The organism is Bradyrhizobium sp. HKCCYLRH3097 (genome assembly GCF_051167875.1).
Lineage (GTDB): Bacteria > Pseudomonadota > Alphaproteobacteria > Rhizobiales > Xanthobacteraceae > Bradyrhizobium.
On record NZ_JBNPTX010000009.1, the window covers coordinates 244,881 to 264,215 of the forward strand.

The window sequence follows — 19,335 nt, forward strand, 5'->3', positions numbered from 1 at the left end:
AGAGCAAATCATTCGGCGGGGATAGCGGGCGAGGGCGCCGCATTCGGGTGCGCGGCCTCTGCTCCACCGGTCTCGGGAAGCAGCAGCCAGCATACGATCACGGCGAGCGCGGCCGCCGCGCCGAGCACCAGGAATGCGGCGTTGTAGCCGCTATGGACGACGACCAGGCCCGCCAGCGCGGTCGACAGCGCCGCGCCAATGCTCTGCACTGTGATCACAGCGCCCTGGGCGATGTTGAAGCGTCCGGTACCGCGCGTCAGGTCCGCGACGATCACCGGCATGATCGCGCCGAAGATGCCGGCGCCGACGCCGTCCAGCAGCTGCACGCCGACCAGCCACGCCTTGTCGTCCGATAGCGTATAGAGCACCGCGCGCAGCGGCAGGATCAGCAGCGCCGTCAGGAAGAAGCGCTTGTGGCCCCAGCGGTCGGCGCGGACGCCGACCAGCAGCGCCATCGGTACCATCACGAGCTGGGCCGCGGCGATGCAGGCCGACATCAGGCTGGTGCCGAGATTCTTGTCCTGCAGCGCCAGCTTCTGGCCGACCAGCGGCAGCATGGCGGCGTTGGCGAGGTGAAACAGCGCGACGCAGACCGCGAAGATCAGCAGCGGACGGCAGGTCAGGAGAATGCTGAGGCCCGAGGGCTGCTCGCCCCGCTTCGGGCGATTGCCCTCCGCCTGATGCGCCAGTCCGCGCGCGACGTCATGGTCGATGGCGCGCTCGGGGATGGCGAGCACGCTGATGAGGCTACCGGCCGACGTCACCGCCATCAGATAGAACACCGCCGACGGTCCGAGCGCGTAGGCGGCAGCGCCGGCGATGACGGCGCCGACCGTGTTGCCGGCATGGTTGAAGGTCTCGTTGCGGCCGACCCGCGCGGTGAAGGCTTTGGCGCCGACGATCCCGAGCGACACCGCCGCGATCGCCGGCGCGAAGATCACGCCGGCGGCATAGGCGATGCTCTGCGAGATCGCGACCGGCCAGAAGCTGGTCATGAGAGGTAACAGCAGCGAAGCGGCCGTGACGACGATCGCGGCTGATATCATGACCAGCCGTTTTGCCCTGGTGGCGTCGACCAGCGCGCCGGCGGGCGTCTGCGCGACGATGCCCGCGATCGTTGCGAGCGACATCACGACGCCGATCGAGGCCTCGTCCCATTTCTGCTCGGTCAGGAGATAGATCGCGAGATAAGGGCCGAGCCCGTCACGCACATCGGCCAGGAAGAAATTGGTGGTGTCGAGTGCATGGCCGGCGCGGGCCAGGTCCTTGCCGCTATCGAAGTCCGCCATGCCGCCTCGTTGCGCGTGATCCATCGCAACAGCGGTGTACGCCATTTGGTTCCGCAGGGCCCTCGGTGTGACCCACTCCGTCCACGTGGCATTCCGGGGCGCGCGAAGCGCGCACTACCTACTCAGCGCGGCAGCGGCGCCTTCTCGGCCATCGCCTTGCGCAGGATGCGCGACAGCGACTCCACCGAATAGGGCTTCTTGATCAGCTCGAAGCCGTGATGGGCGTTCTCCGCGAGCACGTGGCTGTAGCCGGATGTCAGCACCACCGGCAGGCCGGGATAGCGGTCGCGGATGATGCCGGCGAGCTCCAGGCCGTTGATGCCGGGCATGATGACGTCGGAGAACACGAGGTCGACCGCGAATTCGTCGTTCGCCAGGATTGCCAGCGCATCGGCGGCATTGGCGACGCGGCGCGTCACATAGCCGAGATCCTCGAGCAGCTCGGTCGAGAACTGCCCCACCTCGTCATTGTCCTCGACCACGAGCACGCGGTAGCCGCGCCCGATGGTCGCCGGCTCGATGCGCGCGGAGCCGGCTTCCGTGCCGGATTGCGGAGCCGTGGCCTGCGGCAGATAGATCGTGAAGGTCGCGCCGTCGCCGATGCGGCTGTCGACCGCGATGTCGCCTTCGGACTGCTTGGCGAAGCCGAACGCCTGGCTGAGGCCGAGACCCGTGCCCTTGCCGACCTCCTTGGTGGTGAAGAAGGGTTCGAAGATTGCGTTGAGATGTTGAGGCGCGATGCCGCCCCCGGTGTCGGCGACCGAAATCGCGATGAAGGCACCGGGCCGGGTGCTCTGGCCACGCAAGGCCGGGATGCTCTCGGTCCGCTGCACGCCGATCTTCAGATGTCCTTCACCGTTCATGGCGTCGCGCGCATTGACGGCGAGATTGATGAGCGCGGTCTGGAATTGCGCGACGTCGGCGAGGGTGAACAGCCCGCTGTCCGTGACCGCGAGCTCGATCTGGATGCGGCTGCCGACGAGAGGACGGATCAGTTGCACGACGCTCTCGACCTGCTCGCCAACATTGAACACCTGCGGCGCCAAGGGTTGTCGCCGCGCGAAGGCCAGGAGCTGCGCGGTCAGCTTCGAGGCGCGCTCCACCGTCTCCGAGATCGCATCGACATAGCGCCGGCGCCGCTCCTCGGGAAGATCGCGGCGGCGCAGGAAGTCGGTGGCCGAGCGGATGATGGTGAGCAGGTTGTTGAAGTCGTGTGCGACGCCGCCGGTGAGCTGGCCGATCGCCTCCATCTTCTGCGACTGCCGCAACAGCTCCTCACCCTGGATGCGCTCGGTCACGTCGATCGCCTCGGCGACCGCGCCGGTCACGACATCATGCTGGTCGAACAGCGGCCGCATCGAAAGCTCGAAATGCCGCTGGCCGCTGGCGAAGTCGAGCCGCATCTCGGTCCGAAAGCTCTCGCCGGCGAGAACGCGGGCGAACGCCTTGCGCAGCATCTCGGTCACGCCCGGCGTATGGGTGAACCAGGGCGCATCCCAGAGCGGCTGGCCGATGACGTTCACTTCACCGGCGCGCATGCCGGCGACCGCGATGCGGTTGGCATGCATCACGCGGCCCTCGACGTCGAGGATGGCCTGATACTGATTGCTGGTGTCGAAGATCGCGCGCATGCGCGCTTCATTGGCCTCGAGCTGGGCGGTGCGCTCCCTGATCCGCTCTTCGAGGGTCTCGTTGATGCGGCGCAGCTCGATCTCGGCCTGCTTGGCGGCCGTGACGTCGTGAGCTACGCCGATGAAACCGACATGTTTGCCGTTCGCATCCCAGCGCGGCTGCGATTCCGATCGCAGCCAGCGCCATTCCCCGTCGGCGCGCCGGTAGCGTGCCTCGAGGAAGAACGGCTTCAGCGAGCGCTCTCCCGACTGCTGCTGCTCGAGGATGCGCGGAAGGTCCTCGGGATGCAGCACCTTGCGCCAGTCGAAGGCCAGCGCCTCGTCAGGGGACATGCCGAGGAAATCGATATAGGCGCGATTGACGAAGGAGCGGGTGCGGTCGAGCTTCGTCACCCAGATCGGCACCGGCGCGCTGTCGGCGATCAGCCGGAAGCGTTCCTCGCTCTCGCGCAGCTTGGCTTGCGCCAGCATCTGGTCGGTGACATCGATATGCGCGCCGACCAGACGGATCGCGCGGCCGTTCCAGTCACGCTCGATGCGGGCGATGACGCGGACCCAGCGGATCTCGCCGTCGCTGGGACGGATGATGCGGTATTCGGTGGTGTAGTCCTCCTGCTTACTCTTGACTGCAGCAATGAAGTCCTGCTCGGCCTTGACGCGGTCGTCGGGATGCACGCGTCTGACCCAGTCTTCGTGAGTCTCGTGGACAGCCTCCGGCGGCAGGCCGTGAATGATCAGGTATTCGGGGGAGCGGCGGTTGCGGTAGCCTTCGCGCAGGTCGACCTCGACGCCGCCGACCCGGGCGATCCGCTGGATGCGCGCGAGCTCCGCCTCGCGTTCCTGCAGCGCGCGATAGGCCTCATCGCGATCGCGCGCTATCTCCTCGATATGCTGGCGCAGCGCATCGGCGGCAGCCTCCGGCCTCACTTCGTCTCTGGGCGCATCCGCGCTGTTCATGCTGACCTGCACTGATGTGGCGAGCAGCATTCCATCGCGGGTGTTCGGAAGCGTGGCGACATTGGGACCAAGGAAAGCAAACTGACCAGAGATTATGGCGGGCAAACGCCGGCATGACGTGAACGTGAGGGCAGATAAAAAGTTCCGTGCTCCCGGAACGGACTGTTACTGTCGTGCGTCGTCAGGCCCTGAACACCGCAACACGAAGGTCCACGCTGTGAAGCTCTTCGTCTGTCAGGCCTGCAAGAACATCCTGTATTTCGAGAATCGCAGCTGCGGGCGCTGCGGCCATCAGCTCGCCTTCATGCCGGAGCGCCAGATCCTGTCGGCGATCGAGCCGGCGGAGGAGGGCTTTCGGACGCTCGCCGACCACGGGACGGGGCGCTTCTTCTGCGCCAATGCCGAGCACGACGCCTGCAACTGGCTGCTCGAGATCGGCGAGACTTCGGGCTTCTGCCGCGCCTGCCGGCACAACGGTACGATTCCCAATCTGTCTGATCCCGCGCAACTCGCCGGATGGCGAGAGCTGGAGGTGGCCAAGCACCGGCTGTTCTATTCGCTGATCCGCTGGAAACTCCCTGTGAAGACACGGATCGAGGATCCCGGGCACGGGTTGATCTTCAACTTCCTTGCCGATGACCCCGCCGGTCAGCAGAAGGTCCTGACCGGCCACGACAACGGCCTCATCACCATCGCTCTGGCCGAGGCCGACGATTTCGAGCGCGAGCGGCGCCGGCTCGAAATGGGCGAGCCGTACCGGACCTTGCTCGGTCATTTTCGCCACGAGGTCGGGCACTACTTCTGGGACGTGCTGGTGCGCGATGCCGGCAGGCTCGAGGAATGCCGGGCCATGTTCGGCGACGATACCCAGGACTACGGCGCGGCGCTGAGGCGGCATTACGATCAGGGGCCGCCGGTGGACTGGCAGGACAATTTCGTTTCGGCCTACGCCACCACACATCCGTGGGAGGATTTTGCCGAGACCTGGGCGCACTACCTCCACATCGTCGATACGCTGGAGATGGCCTCCGAGTTCGGTATCGAGATCGATCCGCCCGCCGACCAGATCGGCGGGCTGACGGCGCGCGTCACCTTCGATCCGTACGTCGCGGAGGACTTCGACACCATCGTCAACGCCTGGCTGCCGTTCACCTTTGCGATGAACAGCGTCGCGCGAGCGATGGGCGCGCGGGATCTCTATCCTTTCATCCTGACGCCGCCGGTCATCGGCAAGCTGGGCTTCATCCACCGCCTGGTGCGGCAGGGTGCACAGCAAGAGTCTGTCGCTCTGGCTCCCGAAAAGCCACAGGCCGAGCCGCAGCAGGAAGAGATCGGGGCGGCGTGATCCGCCTTGACTCTTGAGAACATAAAGTGAACATGAAGGCGTGACCGGAGCGAGGACCGTCATCGCGCATGCAGCCCAGATCGCAATCCAAGACCAATGCTCAAGCCGCGGACAGCGAAGACCTCGCGCTGGAGGCCGCCGTGGACGAGGCCATCGCTGCCTGCGAAGGCGATCCGCGGGCGGCCATTCGTGCCCTGATCGTTGCGAACGATTTCCTCGAGACCGAGGTCGGCGAGCTGATGAAGGCGGTGTCGCACGCCTATGCCCGCGGACGTTTCCACAGCTATTCCGGCTGACGGCAGGGGACACGGCTGGCATGCCTCGCCGGACGGCAGGGGCGGAACGAGAGGCGGGTTGCGCGCGGGCGATTTTGGTATAGACGAACCGGTCAAGCTCGCGGTGTTACGCCTGTGCCACGAGCGGGGAGCCCGCCCAAAGGTATCAAGCAAGAAATGTTCAAAACCATTCTGATCGCGAACCGCGGCGAGATCGCCTGCCGGGTCATCAAGACCGCCCGCCGCATGGGAATCCGAACCGTTGCGGTCTATTCGGAAGCCGACCGCGATGCGCTTCATGTCGAGATGGCCGATGACGCCGTGCTGATCGGCCCGCCCGCCGCCGCCGAGAGCTATCTCCTGATCGACCGCATCGTCGAGGCCTGCCGCAAGACCGGCGCCGAGGCGGTGCATCCGGGCTACGGCTTCCTGTCCGAGCGCGAGGCTTTCCCGCGGGCATTGGCCGAGGCCGGCACTGTCTTCATCGGCCCCAATCCCGGCGCCATCGCCGCCATGGGCGACAAGATCGAATCCAAGAAGGCGGCCGCCAAGGCCAAGGTCTCGACCGTGCCCGGCTTCCTCGGCGTCATCGAGGACGACAAGCACGCCGTGCGCATCGCCGACGAGATCGGCTACCCCGTGATGATCAAGGCCTCCGCCGGCGGCGGCGGCAAGGGCATGCGCATCGCGCGTTCGACCGCCGAGGTCGCCGAGGGTTTCAATCTCGCCAAGGCCGAGGCCAAGGCTTCGTTCGGCGACGATCGCGTCTTCATCGAGAAGTTCATCGTCGATCCCCGCCACATCGAGATCCAGGTGCTCGGCGACAAGCATGGCAACGTGATCTATCTCGGCGAGCGCGAATGCTCGATCCAGCGCCGCAACCAGAAGGTCATCGAGGAGGCGCCGTCGCCGCTGCTCGATGAGGAGACGCGGCGCAAGATGGGCGAGCAGGCGGTCGCGCTCGCCAAGGCCGTGAACTACGACTCCGCCGGCACCGTCGAGTTCGTCGCCGGCCAGGACAAGAGCTTCTACTTCCTCGAGATGAACACCCGCCTGCAGGTCGAGCATCCCGTGACCGAGCTCGTCACCGGTATCGATCTCGTCGAGCAGATGATCCGCGTCGCCGCCGGCGAGAAGCTTTCGCTTGCGCAGAAGGACGTGACGCTGACCGGCTGGGCGGTGGAATCGCGCGTCTATGCGGAAGATCCGTTCCGCAGCTTCCTGCCGTCGATCGGCCGCCTCGTGAAGTATCGCCCGCCGGCCGAGAGCAAGGCTGACGGCATCACCGTGCGCAACGACACCGGCGTGCAGGAGGGCGGCGAGATCTCGATCTATTACGATCCGATGATCGCCAAGCTCGTCACCCATGCGGAGTCGCGGGCTGCCGCGATCGAGGCGCAGTCGACCGCGCTCGATGCGTTCTATGTCGATGGCATCCGCCACAACATCCCGTTCCTGTCGGCGCTGATGAACCATCCGCGCTGGCGCGAGGGCCGGCTGTCGACCGGCTTCATCGCCGAGGAGTTTCCCAAGGGCTTTGCCGCGCGTGCGCCGGAAGGCGAGATCGCGCGCCGGCTGGCGGCGGTGGGTGCTGCGATCGACCACGTGCTCGGCGAGCGCAAGCGGCAGATCTCGCAGCAGATGATCGGCCGGCCTGTGAAGCGACAGGGCCGCCGCGCGGTGTGGCTCGGGCGTGACGAGATCCTGCTCGACATCACCAGGGAGAACGGCGCGATCACGGTCCGCTTCGTCGGGGCCGACGGCAAGGTCGGTCCGGCGCATCAGTTGGTGTCGGACTGGAAACCGGGCGATGCGGTCTGGCACGGCACCATCGATGGCGCGGCCATCGCCGTGCAGACGCGCCTCATTGCGAACGGTGTGCGGCTCGCGCATCAGGGCGTCGAAGCGCCGGTCTACGTCTACACGGAAGCCGAGGCGACCGCGGCGCGGCTGATGCCGGTCGTCACCGCAGGTGATAGCGGCAAGAAGCTCCTGTGCCCGATGCCCGGCCTCGTGGTCTCGATCGCCGTGACCGAAGGGCAGGAGGTCAAGGCCGGCGAGACGCTCGCCGTGGTCGAAGCCATGAAGATGCAAAACGTGCTGCGCGCCGAGCAGGACGGTACGGTGAAGAAGATCCACGCGACAGCCGGCGCTACGCTCGCGGTGGACGCGCTGATCCTGGAGTTTGCGTAAGCTCAGAAGTCGACGTCGTTGCGAACGAAGCGACTTTGTCCGCCGAAGCCTGTAGGCGAAGGCGGAAGCAATCCGGGGCTCGGGAGACGACTCCGGATTGCCTGGTCGCGGAGCCTGTCATCGGGCCGCGCTTTGTGCGGACCCGTTGGCTCCTCGCAATGACGGGAGAGAGGAGGCGAGGATGACTTTCCGTGCACGTCGAGAGGCGCTCCGTGCGATCCTCGCCGGCGATCGCTGCATCCATCCGGGATCGGTATACGACGCGATTTCGATCCGGATCGCCGAGGACCTCGGCTTCGAGCTCGGCATGTTCGGCGGCTCGGCTGCTTCGCTCGCCGTGCTCGGCGACCCCGACATCGCGCTGATCACGCTGACGGAGTTGGCCGAGCAGATGCGGCGAATGTCGCGCGCTGCCGCGCTGCCGGTGCTGGTCGATGCCGATCACGGCTACGGCAACGCGATGAACGTGCGCCGCACGGTGCAGGAACTGGAAGCGGCCGGTGCCGCGGGTCTCACCATCGAGGATACCCTGCTGCCGCAGGCTTTCGGCGAAGCGAAGCCGCAACTGATCTCGCTTGCCGAAGGGGTCGGCAAGGTGAAGGCCGCGCTCGATCGCCGCGACGATCCCGCGCTGGTCATCCTGGGACGGACGGGCGCCGTTTCCATAACCTCGCTCGACGACGCGATCGCGCGAGCCAGGGCGTATGAGGCCTGCGGCGTCGACGGCCTGTTCTTCACCGGCATTACCGCGCGCGACCAACTCGATGCGGTCGCGGCGGCGACGACGCTGCCGATCGTGCTCGGCGGCGCGCCGGAGGAGATGTCCGATCTCGGCTATCTCGCCTCGCGCCGTGTCCGCGTCGCGCTACAGGGCCATGCGCCGATCGCCGCGGCGACGCAGGCGGTGTATGAGACGCTGAAGGCGCTCCGCGACGGCGCCTCGCCGAAGCAGCTCAAGGGGCTGCCGTCGGCGGAGCTGACGGCACGCGTGATGCGCGAGGCGGATGTGAAGAAGCGCCTGCGCGATTTTCTGGGGCTCGGATCATGATCGATCGCGCCATCGTCCACGTCTTGGTGCGCGGCCGCGTCCAGGGAGTGGGTTATCGTGCCTGGGTCGAGGACCAGGCCATCCTGAACGGCCTCGAAGGCTGGGTCCGCAACCGCACCGATGGCAGTGTCGAGGCGTTGTTCGCGGGTCCCTCGGACGACGTTGCCGCCGTGTTGGCAGCCTGCCGCGAGGGACCGCCAGCAGCGCATGTCGATGCCGTGATGGAAAACCCGGCGACGGCCGATCAGCTCAAACCGCGCCGGCCGGGCGAGGCGTTCTCCGTGTTGCCGACGCTCTAACGACACGGCGCGCGAGCCCGCCGCTCACCCCGCCGAGATCACCAGCGCCTGGATGCGGCCCTCGATCGGTCCGTTGCCGAACCGGCGCGCCAGCGCGTCCGCGGTCGCCTGCGTCACGGCGGCGAGGCCGGGCGTGCCGCGTGCTTCGATCTCGCCGCGCATCGGTGTGCCCTGGCAAAATGCCGTGGCCGGGTCCTGAGGCGACGCCGCGCGGCTGCGATGCGTCACCGTCTCGATCGCGATGTCGGTGAAGCCCGCTGCGGTCAGATCGGCCTCGATCCGCCCGGCATCGAAATAGCCGTGCGGAGTCCGGGTGAAGAACTGCGGCGGGCTTTCGGGGAAGACCTGCTGCAACGTCTCGTGAACGACGTGAGGGATTTCATTCTCCTCGATCCGGTCCCAGACGTTGAAGACGAAACGTCCGCCGGGCCTGAGCACGCGGCGGGCCTCCGCATAGCCCTTGACGCGATCGGGGAAGAACATCGCGCCGAACTGACATGCGACGGCATCGAAGCTCGCGTCGGCAAAGGGCAGGGCCAGCGCATCGGCTTGATGAAATGCGATGCGGTCCGCAGCGGCGAGATGGGTCTTCGCCTGCGCGAGCATCGGCTCGTTGAGGTCGGTGGCGGTGATCCGGACCTCCGGCGGCAGTTGAGCATGCAGGGCCCGCGTAACCACGCCGGTGCCCGCCGCCGTCTCCAGCACGTCGCGCGGCAGGTACGCCGCGATGCGCCGCGCGAGGTCCAGCGCATAGGGCACGAAGATCAAGGGGACCATCAGTTGATCGTAGATCTGTGGGATCGATCCAGTGAACGCCTTGTCGGATGCCGTCATGGCTTGCTCCTGTTGCAGAGGGGGCAGGCGGGGAACCGGGCGGTCGGCAGGCGCAAAATGGGCGCCGTAACATCCGTCGGGCCAGCCCCCAGCCCGGTTCAAGAGCGGGTCTCTTGACATTCATCCTCGTACGTCAGATATTTCTGTCATGACAGAAATTACAGGTCATCGAAAACTTCCGCCCGCCGTCGAGCGTTTCATCCTCAACTGGGGCGACATGGGCGACCGGTGGGGCGTGAACCGCTCGGTGAGCCAGATCCACGGGCTGCTGTACCTCGCCGAGAAGCCGATGACGGCGGAGGACATCGCCGACACGCTCGGCATGGCCCGCTCCAATGTCTCGAACTCGCTGAAGGAGCTGCTCGCCTGGGGCTTGATCCGGCGCGTGCCGATCCTCGGCGACCGCCGCGATCATTTCGAGGCCGAGACCGACATCTGGGAGGTCGCACAGCGGATCGCGGCCGGCCGCAAGGAGCGCGAGATCGATCCCGCGATCGCTGCGCTGCGCGCCTGCGTCGCGGAAGCGACCGGCGATCCCGCGATCAGCACGGTCGCAGCCAGGCGGCTGAAAGACATGCTGGCGTTCACCGAGCTGGTCGACCGCTGGTACGTGCAGATGCTGAAGGTGCCGCGGCCGCGTCTCGTCGCGCTGATCAAGCTCGGCGAGAAGATCGCAAATCTGCTGCCGTCGGGAAGATCAAGGTCGTAGATGAGCGGAGGGCGTCATGGTGACCATGGGACATCTCGGACTTTCAACGCCCTCCAACGCCCGGCTTCATGACGATCACAGGTTTCGTGCGCTGTTGTCCGCCGAGGATTGGGGGCGGCTGCCGGTGTCGATCTGGCGCCGCTTCTCCAAGAAACTCGCCGACGGCGCGACCGTCGTCTATGTCGGCGAGGTCGATCAGGCCGAGATCAGTCGTGCCGGCTTCTGGTTCGCGCATCTGGCGCGGCTGATCGGCGGGCCGCTGCCGACGCACGCAGACATCGGTGTGCCGATGATCGTCGCGGTGACGGAGGACGCGGCGAGAGGCGGCCAGATCTGGACGCGCATCTGCGGACGCCCGCATGGCTTCCCGCAGGTGATCCATTCCGCCAAGCGCTTCGCCGGTCCGACGGGGCTCGAGGAATATCTCGGCTGGGGCCTTAGCATGAGCCTGCGCGTCGGCGTCGCCGATGGCGCGCTTCATTTCCATAGCGCCGGCTACACGTTCGACTTCGCGGGGCGGCGCTGGGCGCTGCCGGCATGGCTCACGCCCGGCGACCTCACCGTCACCCATTCCGATCTCGGCAGCGGCGTCTTTCGCTTCTCGCTCGAGATCATCCATCCGCGCTTCGGGCGCATCATCCGCCAGAGCGCCGTATTCCGGGAGTCCGCACCATGACGCCGCTGCTCTGGTCCCTGATTGCGCTTCAGATCGTGATGGGCGTGTTCGACACCGTCTATCACCATGAGTTCACCGAGCGCCTGGCCTGGCGCCCGTCGCAGCTGGGCGAGCTCAAGCTGCACGGCGTCCGCAATATGCTCTATGCGCTGCTGTTCGCCGTCATCGGCTGGTGCGAGGTGCATGGATTGTTCGCAATCCTCGTGCTCGCGGTGCTCGTGGCCGAGATCGGCATCACCTTGACCGATTTCGTCGAGGAGGATCTGACGCGCAAGCTGCCGCCGAGCGAACGCGTGAATCATACGCTGCTCGCCATCAACTACGGCGCGATCCTCATGCTGCTGGTGCCGCTGCTGATCGGCTGGGCGATGCAGCCCTCGGCGATCGTGCCGGCCTTTGCCGGCCTGCTGAGCTGGATTGCGGCTGCCGCCGCGGTTGGCGCTGCCCTGTGCGGCCTGCGCGACTTCACCGCGGCACGGCGCCTTGCGCGAATGTCGCAGCCGGATGCGGCCGGGCTGGTCGCGGCGCTGCCGCCGGCGCAGACCATCCTCATCACCGGCGCGACCGGCTTCATCGGCGCGCGGCTGACGGCCGGTCTCACCGCGGCCGGCCATCACGTCGTCGCCCTGGTCCGCGACCCGGCCAAGGCCGCCATGTTGCCGGCGCCGCTGACCTTGATCACCAATCTCGATCAGCTCGCGTCCGACACCCGTGTCGACGCGATCGTCAATCTTGCCGGTGAACCGATCGGCAATGCGCCGTGGACCGCGGCCAGGCGCGCGACGATCCTGCAGTCCCGGCTGGCTACGACGGAAGCCGTCTTATCCCTGATTGCGCGGCTCGACCGCAAGCCGAAGGTCTTGGTCAACGGTTCGGCGATCGGCTGGTACGGCCTGTGGCAGGACCAGCCGCTGACCGAATCCGCCAAGTCGCATGCCTGCTTCAGCCATGACCTCTGCGACGCCTGGGAGCAAGCGGCTCGCGGTGCCGAAGCGCACGGCGTCCGCGTCGCACTGCTGAGGATCGGGCTCGTGGTCGGCCGCGACGGTGGCTTCCTGGCGCGGATGCTGACGCCGTTCGAATTCGGCCTCGGCGGGCCATTCGGCTCCGGTCTGCAATGGATGTCCTGGATCGAGCGCGACGATCTCGTTCGGCTGATCGCGCATGTGATCGCGACCGACGCCATCACCGGGCCGGTCAATGCGACGGCGCCGCTGCCGGTGCGCAATCTCGCCTTCACCGCCGAACTCGCGCGCTGCCTGCGGCGTCCGGCGCTGCTGCGCGTCCCCGCCGGCCTGCTGCGCCGGATCGGCGGCGACTTCGCCGAGGAGCTTTTGCTCGGCGGCCAGCGCGTGGTGCCGAACAAGGCGCTGTCGAGCGGCTTCGTGTTCCGGCATCAGAGCCTGCGTAGCGCGCTCGAAGCCATCCTGTGAGCGGTCGAAAAAAGCGTCACGGTTGCTCGGCGCGTGCCATCGTCGCCGATGGCAGCTCGCCGAACGTGGCGCGGTAGTAGCGGGCGAAGTGTCCGGCATTGGCAAAGTTGCAGGCGGCAGCGGCCGCTGCCACCGTGATGTCGGGATCGCCGGAGCGCAGCATCTCGCGGGCGCGCCGCAGGCGCACCGATTTGGCAAAGGCCATCGGCGAATAGCCGCGCACGCGCTCGAACAGACGGAAGATCGAGCGGGCGCTGACGCCGGCTTCGCGCGCCAGGTGCTCGATCGTGATCGGCTCGCGCCAGTTCGCCTCGATGTAGTCCTCGAGCCGCTTGACCAGGCCGAAATCCGGCATCGGGGAGGGATCCAGGAGCGTGTCGCGGAAACGATGACGGCTGGCGCAGAGGAAGGCGACATGCACCGCATCCTCCAGCTCGCGATAGACCGCGGCGGGGAACGCCGCATCCTGCTCGTTGAGCTGGGTCGTCAGGAAATCCAGCAGCCGCATCAGGTTGCGGGCCTGCGGATCGGCGGCCGGAATGGCAGGGTCGATCGTAAAGTCGGCGCGCGGCTGCACGCCGACCAGCGCCGTCAGGCGCCGTCGCAGCGCCTGCGGATCGAGCCGCAGAGTCAGTCGCCGATGGCCACCCTGGCACGCCATCTGCCATGGCACGCCGGCCGGCGCGACTGCGAACTGATGCTCATTGACGTCGGTCGCCTCGCCGCGGGCGCAACTGACCGCGCGTCCCTTCAGGGCGATCTGCACTCTCATGAAATCGGCGGCGCGATGGTCGCAGACCATGTCGCAGGTCGTGGTGCCGAACGCGAGGCCGATGGTCTCGAGCTCGATCAGGTTGACGATCGCCTCGAAGCGCTCGGCGTTCCTGAAGTCGACGCGCTCGGCGCCGAGCCGGCGCCCCGCGAGGTCGCGCAGCACGTCGGCGTTCGAGGTTCGGATCAGCGCGTGGCGATGCAATGGTTCGAGGCCGGTCGCGCCGGTCGAGGCCGGGCTCGGCTTTGCTGGGGCGCTGACGAGGTCAGCTGCGGTCAAGAGACGGTTCAAGCCGCTGCTCCTGAACTCCGATTATTCATCCATGCTACATCAGGCTCCGCGGGCGTCAATTACTTCGAGATCGCGGCGCTTCGGAATGCTGCGGCCAGCGTGCGCAAGGCTGCGCGCTTGGCCGCATCGCCCGCCTTCGCATGCAGCATCACCTTGGAGCGGCCGAGCTTGGGCAGGCCGAGATCCGTTCCGACATCGATCAGTCCGCTGGGCGCGATCCGGCGGGCCAGCGGCGCAATCGCAAGACCGGCCCGCGCGGCGGCCGCAACGGCCGTCACTCCGCCGCCGACGAACGTCTCGCTGAAGCTGATTCGGGCGCGCTCGAGCGCGCGGACCGCGATGCTGCGCACGCCACAGGGCGGCGCGAGCGTGGCGAGCGGCAGCGTGCCGGCCGCCGGCAGACGAAATCTGGGAGCTGCGAACCAGCCGAACTCGTCCGTGATCAACGCCTCGCCACCGCGGCGGCTCGCCTCCTGGCGGACGATCACGGCGTCGAGCTTGCCGGCATCGTAGCGGTCGAGCAGGTCGCGCGAGAAGCCGATGCTGACCGACAGGACGAGGTCCGCCATGGCAGCATGCAACTGCTCGAGCATCGGCACCAGCTCGGGGCCGGCGACGTGATCGCTGATCCCCAGCGACAACAGCGGCCGGGCACGAGGAGCGCCGGTCAGCGCGAGGTCATGTGCGGCAACCAGCGCGCGGGCGTTCTCGGCGAAGGCCGCGCCGTCGGCGGTGAGCCGGACCGCGCGCGGCGAGCGTTCGACCAGCCGCTTTCCGAGCAGCGCTTCCAGGCGCTGCAGCTTCAGGCTGACCGCAGCCTGCGTGGTGCCGAGCGTCTCGGCCGCCCGGGTGAAGCTGTGCAGCTCGCTCACCAGCAGAAAGGCGCGGACGGTCGCGATGTCGAGCGTGGCTGTCATATGCGATCGTTATCATTGATATCCATCCCGATAAGATACCAAAATGACAGGCGCGCGGCTAGCTTTGCTGTCGAGGCGCAGCCACGCGCTGGATACCGGGAGCCAACCATGCCGTTGATCAACATCGTCTATGCCAGCCAGCGCCGCTCGCCGTCGCTGAAAAAGGCCATCGCGGACGCCGTCACCGAATTGACGGCGCGGATCCTGCGCAAGGATCCCAAGGTCACCGCCGTCATCGTCTCGGAAGCGGATGCCGCGGACTGGTTCGCCGGCGGCGCCTCGCTGGCGGAGCAGGGGCTTGCCAGCTACTGGATCGACGTTCACGTCAGCGAGGGCACCAACACCAAGGACGAGAAGGCCGCCTATCTGGCCGCAGTGTTCGCGCGCATGGCCGAGCTGATCGGCCCGCTGCATCACGAGACCTACCTTCATGTAGACGAGGTCAAGGCGGATGCCTACGGCTTCGGTGGCTTGAGCCAGGAGCGCCGCTATGTCGCGGCGAAGCTCGACGTGCCGCCGCAGCAGGGCGCCGCGTGAGCTCATGCCGTCTCCGGCTGCGCGACGCTGACGGCGCCGAAGACGCTCTCGAACGCCTGCCGGAACGCGATGTCGACATCGGCGAGCGTCACCGGCAGGCCGAGATCGACCAGGCTGGTGACGCCGTAGCGCGGATCGGTCACGCCGCAGGGCACGATGGCCTGAAAGTGCGACAGGTCCGGCTCGACATTGATGGCGATGCCGTGAAAGGTGACCCAGCGCTTCAGCCGCACGCCGATCGCGGCGATCTTGTCCTCATGGCCCTCGCCCTTGTCGGGCCGTTTGACCCAGACGCCGACGCGATCCTCGCGCCGCTCGCCGCGCACGTTGAAGGCATCGAGGGTGCGGATGATGGTCTCCTCGAGCGCCGCGACATAGGCTCGCACATCCGGCCGGCGCCGCTTGAGGTCGAGCATGACATAGGCCACCCGCTGGCCGGGCCCATGATAGGTGACCTGGCCGCCGCGCCCGGTCGGCACCAGCGGAAAGCGCGGATCGCGCAGGTCTTCGGCCTTGCCCGACGTACCGGAGGTGTAGACCGGCGGGTGCTCGAGCAGCCAGACCATCTCCGCGGCCTCGTGAGCGGCGATCGCGGCCGCCCGCGCCTCCATGAACTCGGTGGCCTGGGCGTAGTCGATCAGCGAATCGGAGATGCGCCACGCCACGGCGTTGCCGGGGGGGCCAGCAAAGGTGGTCAGGTCGAGTGTTTCGCGGCTGTTAACCATTGGCTAACCACAACATGGTGATGTCTGGGCAACGAAAATCCAGTCGTGACTTCGGTGGTCCTGCAGTGTCAACCCTCGATAAAGTGACAGTCGACCTGATGGTCGTTCTCGGCACCTGCTCCATGCCCATCCACCAGGTTCTGCGCCTGTCCCGCGGCGCCATCATCGAGCTGGACGCCACCGAGGCCGACGACGTCAAGGTGCTCGCCAACAATCTGCCGATCGCAAATGGGGTGGTGCTGGTCGACCGCAACCGCATCGCGGTCGAGGTCAAGCAGATGCTGCCGCGCTCGCCGACGCCGACGTCGCGATAGCGCGCCCCGGCCCACGCCAAAACCGTCCACAATCCGGTATTTTAGGGCAGAGCGGGCCTTGTCCCCCCGACATCGATTTGATACACGGGCGCCACTGATCCGGTGCCGCCCTTCCTCTGGCCCCGGCTTCTTCTTCGCGCTCGTGGCGGAATTGGTAGACGCGCTGCCTTGAGGTGGCAGTGGGTAACACCGTGGGGGTTCGAGTCCCTCCGAGCGCACCATCCCTCTCTCCCCAGACTTCAAATCTGTTTGCGGTTTGTTCCGGCCTCGCGTCTTTCGTTCGGGCGACGGGCGACGGTCCCGCGGCGCGATGGCGTCCGAGTTGTGCCGGTCGTTCCGCCCTCGAGAATGAGAGGGCGCGGGGAATGCCGGGCGCTGGCCGCACCCATGGCCCGCCTGCGAAAAAAATGCAGGCGGCAGGAACCACAGGTTCAGCCGAGACATCCCGGCATTCCCCGCGCGATGGTTTTCACGCTTATGTCGCGGTCTCCCCGGTGTCCGGCTCTTTAGCCACCGTCGCCCTCGGGATCATCGCCCGACGACTTGGCGCCAGCATCGGGGCGCCAGGACCACGCGTCTTCACGTCCGCAAACCTGCCGTTCGTCGGCGAGCCCGTGAGCCCGCTGCAGCACGCCTGCGGCCACCGCATCCCCAGACCTCACGTCTCGTGACGATCGCGAAGCGCCCCTCTCGGCGGGTCCAGGATAGCGATACACAAACACGTATTCGGAAAAATAGCAACAAGATTATTTTCTTCAGAAGGTCTGGACGGGGCCAAATCAGCTTGATGACGCTGACGGAGTCTGTCGCGCCGTGCACCCCGACTCCGCCGCACGTGACGCTGCCATGGGACGGCAATGCGACGCCGAAGGCGACGCGTGCCCACCCTGCGGCGCCTGCGTGGCGTCATCGCTCAACCATGATCGCCAGATGAGCGGGGGCGTGCCGCGATGCGTTCGCCGAACTAAACGATGCCGCCGTTCGGTCCGGGTTGTTCAAGGCGTCATCTCGAGAGCGAGGGCTTCCCTCGGTGTGGCGACCGCGAGGACGCCGGGCGGCCACGAGACCGCGCAGTAGAAGCGCGCCTCGTTCATCATGGCGACAACGATCCTTCCGCCCGCAGGTCATGGAATTCCGGTAAGTCGCTGAAAGGGCGCGATAATCGGCGTTCAACCCCGATCCCCTGCGCCTACTACCTTCCGCCTATGAGAGCCGGGCGGAGCTGATGCTGTAATCGCCCCGTTGCTTGCAGCGCGACTGCTCATCTTGGGGCTGGCGCACGCGCCATACGACCACAACAAAGACATAAGCGGAGGGAACTGATGAACTTCACAAGCAGGAGATTCTTGGCTGGCATCTCGATGGTTGCCTTCCTTGTCGCCGGCACGCTGGGCGTCCGCGCCAACGACTCGGCGCTGAAGGCCGCCAGCGAGCCCGGCGCCTGGGCGATGGCCGGGCATGACTACGGCAACACCCGGTTCAGCCCGCTCAAGGAGATCAACACCGAGAACGCCGGCAAGCTGTCGCTGGTCTATTCGTTCTCGCTGGCCTCGCTACGCTCGAACGAGGCCTCGCCGATCGTGATCGGCAACACGCTCTACGTCTCGACGTCGTGGGGCCCGAAATACGTCTATGCGCTGGATGCCGCGACCGGCGCGCGCAAATGGACCTATGAGCCGGACATTCCGGACGATACGCTGCAATATGCCTGCTGCGACGTGAACAGCCGCGGTATCTCCTATGCCGACGGCAAGCTGTTCGTCGGCCGGCTCGACGGCAAGCTGACCGCGCTCGATGCCGCCACCGGCAAGGAGCTGTGGACGTCCAAGGTGGTGGACTACAAGCAGGGCTCGGTGATCACCTCGCCGCCGTTGGTCGTGCGCGACAAGGTCATCACCGGATTCGGCGGCGGCGAGTACGGCGTGCGCGGCTCGCTGCAGGCCTACGACATCAACTCCGGCAAGATGGTCTGGCAGACCTACACGGTGCCTGCGCCCGGCGAGCCCGGCAGCGAGACCTGGAAGGGTGACACCGGCCTGCATGGTGGCGGCGCGGCCTGGCTGGTCGGCTCCTACGATCCGAAGAGCGACACGGTCTATTGGGGCACCAGCAATCCAGGTCCCTGGAACACCGCCGTGCGCTCGACCGGCAATGGCGATTTCGGCAAGCTGACCAATCTGTATACGGCGTCCACACTGGCGCTCGATCCGAACACCGGCAAGATCAAGTGGCACATCCAGACCACGCCTGCCGATGCCTGGGACTATGACGGCGTCAACGAGGCTATTCTCGCCGATCTCAAGGTTGGCGGTGCGGCTGTCCCGACGCTGATGAAGGCCGATCGCAATGGCTTCTTCTTCGTGGCCAACCGCGAGACCGGCAAGGTGATCTCGGCCGAGAAATACGTCTTCGCCAACTGGGCGCAGAAATGGGACACCTCGACGTTGCGCGCGGTCGAGGATCCGGACAAACGGCCGGGCCCCGGACATCCCGTCAAGGACGTCTGCCCGAACCTGATCGGCGGCAAGAACTGGCAGCCGATGTCGTACAATCCGGACACCGGTCTGGTCTACATCCCGGCGAACAATGTCTGCATGGACTGGTCGGTCAGCGACGTCTCGTACAAGCGCGGCGTGTTCTATCTCGGTGCGGAATTCCCGACCAAGGAAGGCCCCGGCGGGTTCCTCGGTGAACTCATCGCCTGGGATCCCGTGAACAACAAGAAGGTCTGGTCGATCCAGGAAGACCTTCCGTTCAACGGCGGCACGCTGAGCACCGCCGGCGGCTTGGTGTTCTCCGGCAATCTTCACGGCGACTTCCGCGCCATCGACGCCAAGACCGGCAAGATCCTGTGGAAGAGGAATCTCGGCTCCGGCATCGGCGCCGGTCCGGTGACCTATTCGGTCGACGGCAAGCAGTACGTCGCCGTCGTCGTCGGCCGCACCGCCTCGATCCCGGCGTTCCTGGGCGAGATCGGCAAGAAGATGACGAACGCTGCTCCCGAGGGCGGCGCTCTGTTCGTGTTCGCGGTCCAATAACCGCAACGCTCGCGACGGCTGCGCGTGGCCCCGGCCGCGGGGACACGCGCGG

The 19,335-nt window shown here is 66.7% G+C and carries 17 protein-coding genes and 1 tRNA gene; 12 read left to right on the top strand and 6 right to left on the bottom strand.

Features of this window, described 5'->3' with window-relative positions:
- Positions 1-8 precede the first annotated feature (8 nt).
- Both ACQR0U_RS22300 and ACQR0U_RS22305 read right to left on the bottom strand, forming a co-directional pair.
- Complete coding sequence (locus ACQR0U_RS22300) at positions 9-1,289, bottom strand: MFS transporter (RefSeq protein ID WP_434872253.1); 1,281 nt, start codon at positions 1,287-1,289, stop codon at positions 9-11.
- A 122-nt stretch (positions 1,290-1,411) separates the two neighbouring features.
- Positions 1,412-3,877, bottom strand: a complete 2,466-nt coding sequence (locus tag ACQR0U_RS22305) for a PAS domain-containing hybrid sensor histidine kinase/response regulator (protein WP_315717704.1) — start codon at positions 3,875-3,877, stop codon at positions 1,412-1,414.
- Between the two features lie 217 nt (positions 3,878-4,094).
- Here ACQR0U_RS22305 and ACQR0U_RS22310 point away from each other — a divergent pair, with 217 nt between their 5' ends.
- The 5 genes from ACQR0U_RS22310 (at position 4,095) to ACQR0U_RS22330 (ending at position 9,037) form a co-directional block, all read left to right on the top strand.
- Positions 4,095-5,222 carry a zinc-binding metallopeptidase family protein gene (locus ACQR0U_RS22310; protein WP_315754782.1) on the top strand — a complete coding sequence of 376 codons (1,128 nt, stop codon included), beginning with the start codon at positions 4,095-4,097 and terminating at the stop codon, positions 5,220-5,222.
- A 68-nt stretch (positions 5,223-5,290) separates the two neighbouring features.
- On the top strand, positions 5,291-5,518 hold the full coding sequence (locus ACQR0U_RS22315) for a hypothetical protein (RefSeq protein WP_315754780.1): 228 nt from the start codon (positions 5,291-5,293) through the stop codon (positions 5,516-5,518).
- A gap of 156 nt (positions 5,519-5,674) precedes the next feature.
- Positions 5,675-7,690, top strand: coding sequence for an acetyl/propionyl/methylcrotonyl-CoA carboxylase subunit alpha (locus tag ACQR0U_RS22320; RefSeq protein ID WP_315827872.1), 2,016 nt, complete (start codon positions 5,675-5,677; stop codon positions 7,688-7,690).
- 181 nt (positions 7,691-7,871) lie between these two features.
- Entirely contained in the window at positions 7,872-8,738 is an 867-nt protein-coding gene (locus tag ACQR0U_RS22325; RefSeq protein ID WP_434843829.1) for an isocitrate lyase/PEP mutase family protein, read from the top strand.
- Positions 8,735-9,037: an acylphosphatase gene (locus tag ACQR0U_RS22330; RefSeq protein ID WP_315717709.1), complete on the top strand. Its 303-nt coding sequence runs from the start codon at positions 8,735-8,737 to the stop codon at positions 9,035-9,037. The genes ACQR0U_RS22325 and ACQR0U_RS22330 overlap by 4 nt, the downstream gene beginning before the upstream one ends.
- A 24-nt stretch (positions 9,038-9,061) precedes the next feature.
- On the opposite strand, the gene ACQR0U_RS22335 is transcribed toward ACQR0U_RS22330, so the two are convergent.
- On the bottom strand, positions 9,062-9,871 hold the full coding sequence (locus ACQR0U_RS22335; protein ID WP_315717710.1) for a class I SAM-dependent methyltransferase: 810 nt from the start codon (positions 9,869-9,871) through the stop codon (positions 9,062-9,064).
- A gap of 148 nt (positions 9,872-10,019) precedes the next feature.
- Here ACQR0U_RS22335 and ACQR0U_RS22340 point away from each other — a divergent pair, with 148 nt between their 5' ends.
- From ACQR0U_RS22340 to ACQR0U_RS22350, 3 genes are read left to right on the top strand one after another with little or no spacing between them, the layout of a single operon-like run.
- Complete coding sequence (locus ACQR0U_RS22340) at positions 10,020-10,580, top strand: GbsR/MarR family transcriptional regulator (RefSeq protein ID WP_315717711.1); 561 nt, start codon at positions 10,020-10,022, stop codon at positions 10,578-10,580.
- A 16-nt stretch (positions 10,581-10,596) separates the two neighbouring features.
- Positions 10,597-11,256, top strand: coding sequence for a DUF4166 domain-containing protein (locus ACQR0U_RS22345; protein WP_316165058.1), 660 nt, complete (start codon positions 10,597-10,599; stop codon positions 11,254-11,256).
- Positions 11,253-12,689 carry a TIGR01777 family oxidoreductase gene (locus ACQR0U_RS22350; RefSeq protein WP_434843828.1) on the top strand — a complete coding sequence of 479 codons (1,437 nt, stop codon included), beginning with the start codon at positions 11,253-11,255 and terminating at the stop codon, positions 12,687-12,689. The genes ACQR0U_RS22345 and ACQR0U_RS22350 overlap by 4 nt, the downstream gene beginning before the upstream one ends.
- A 16-nt stretch (positions 12,690-12,705) precedes the next feature.
- Here ACQR0U_RS22350 and ACQR0U_RS22355 read toward each other — a convergent pair whose 3' ends face one another.
- Together ACQR0U_RS22355 and ACQR0U_RS22360 are read right to left on the bottom strand one after the other, a co-directional pair.
- Positions 12,706-13,752, bottom strand: coding sequence for an AraC family transcriptional regulator (locus ACQR0U_RS22355; protein WP_434843827.1), 1,047 nt, complete (start codon positions 13,750-13,752; stop codon positions 12,706-12,708).
- Positions 13,753-13,811: 59 nt separating this feature from the next.
- Positions 13,812-14,669 (bottom strand): LysR family transcriptional regulator, encoded by an 858-nt coding sequence (locus tag ACQR0U_RS22360; RefSeq protein WP_315717715.1) that lies wholly within the window; start codon positions 14,667-14,669, stop codon positions 13,812-13,814.
- 108 nt (positions 14,670-14,777) lie between these two features.
- Here ACQR0U_RS22360 and ACQR0U_RS22365 point away from each other — a divergent pair, with 108 nt between their 5' ends.
- Positions 14,778-15,206, top strand: coding sequence for a tautomerase family protein (locus ACQR0U_RS22365; protein WP_315717716.1), 429 nt, complete (start codon positions 14,778-14,780; stop codon positions 15,204-15,206).
- A gap of 2 nt (positions 15,207-15,208) precedes the next feature.
- Here the strand turns inward: ACQR0U_RS22365 and lipB are convergent, their stop codons facing one another.
- Positions 15,209-15,931, bottom strand: a complete 723-nt coding sequence (gene lipB / locus ACQR0U_RS22370) for a lipoyl(octanoyl) transferase LipB (protein WP_315754767.1) — start codon at positions 15,929-15,931, stop codon at positions 15,209-15,211.
- A 20-nt stretch (positions 15,932-15,951) separates the two neighbouring features.
- Between lipB and ACQR0U_RS22375 the strand changes: the two genes are divergently transcribed.
- The 3 genes from ACQR0U_RS22375 (at position 15,952) to ACQR0U_RS22385 (ending at position 19,283) form a co-directional block, all read left to right on the top strand.
- Positions 15,952-16,245: a FliM/FliN family flagellar motor switch protein gene (locus tag ACQR0U_RS22375; RefSeq protein WP_409997775.1), complete on the top strand. Its 294-nt coding sequence runs from the start codon at positions 15,952-15,954 to the stop codon at positions 16,243-16,245.
- Positions 16,246-16,381: 136 nt separating this feature from the next.
- A tRNA-Leu gene (locus ACQR0U_RS22380) sits at positions 16,382-16,466 on the top strand.
- Positions 16,467-17,591: 1,125 nt separating this feature from the next.
- The gene (locus ACQR0U_RS22385) at positions 17,592-19,283 is read left to right on the top strand and encodes a PQQ-dependent methanol/ethanol family dehydrogenase (protein ID WP_434843895.1); all 1,692 of its coding nucleotides are present in this window, start codon (positions 17,592-17,594) and stop codon (positions 19,281-19,283) included.
- The last annotated feature ends 52 nt before the right edge of the window (positions 19,284-19,335 follow it).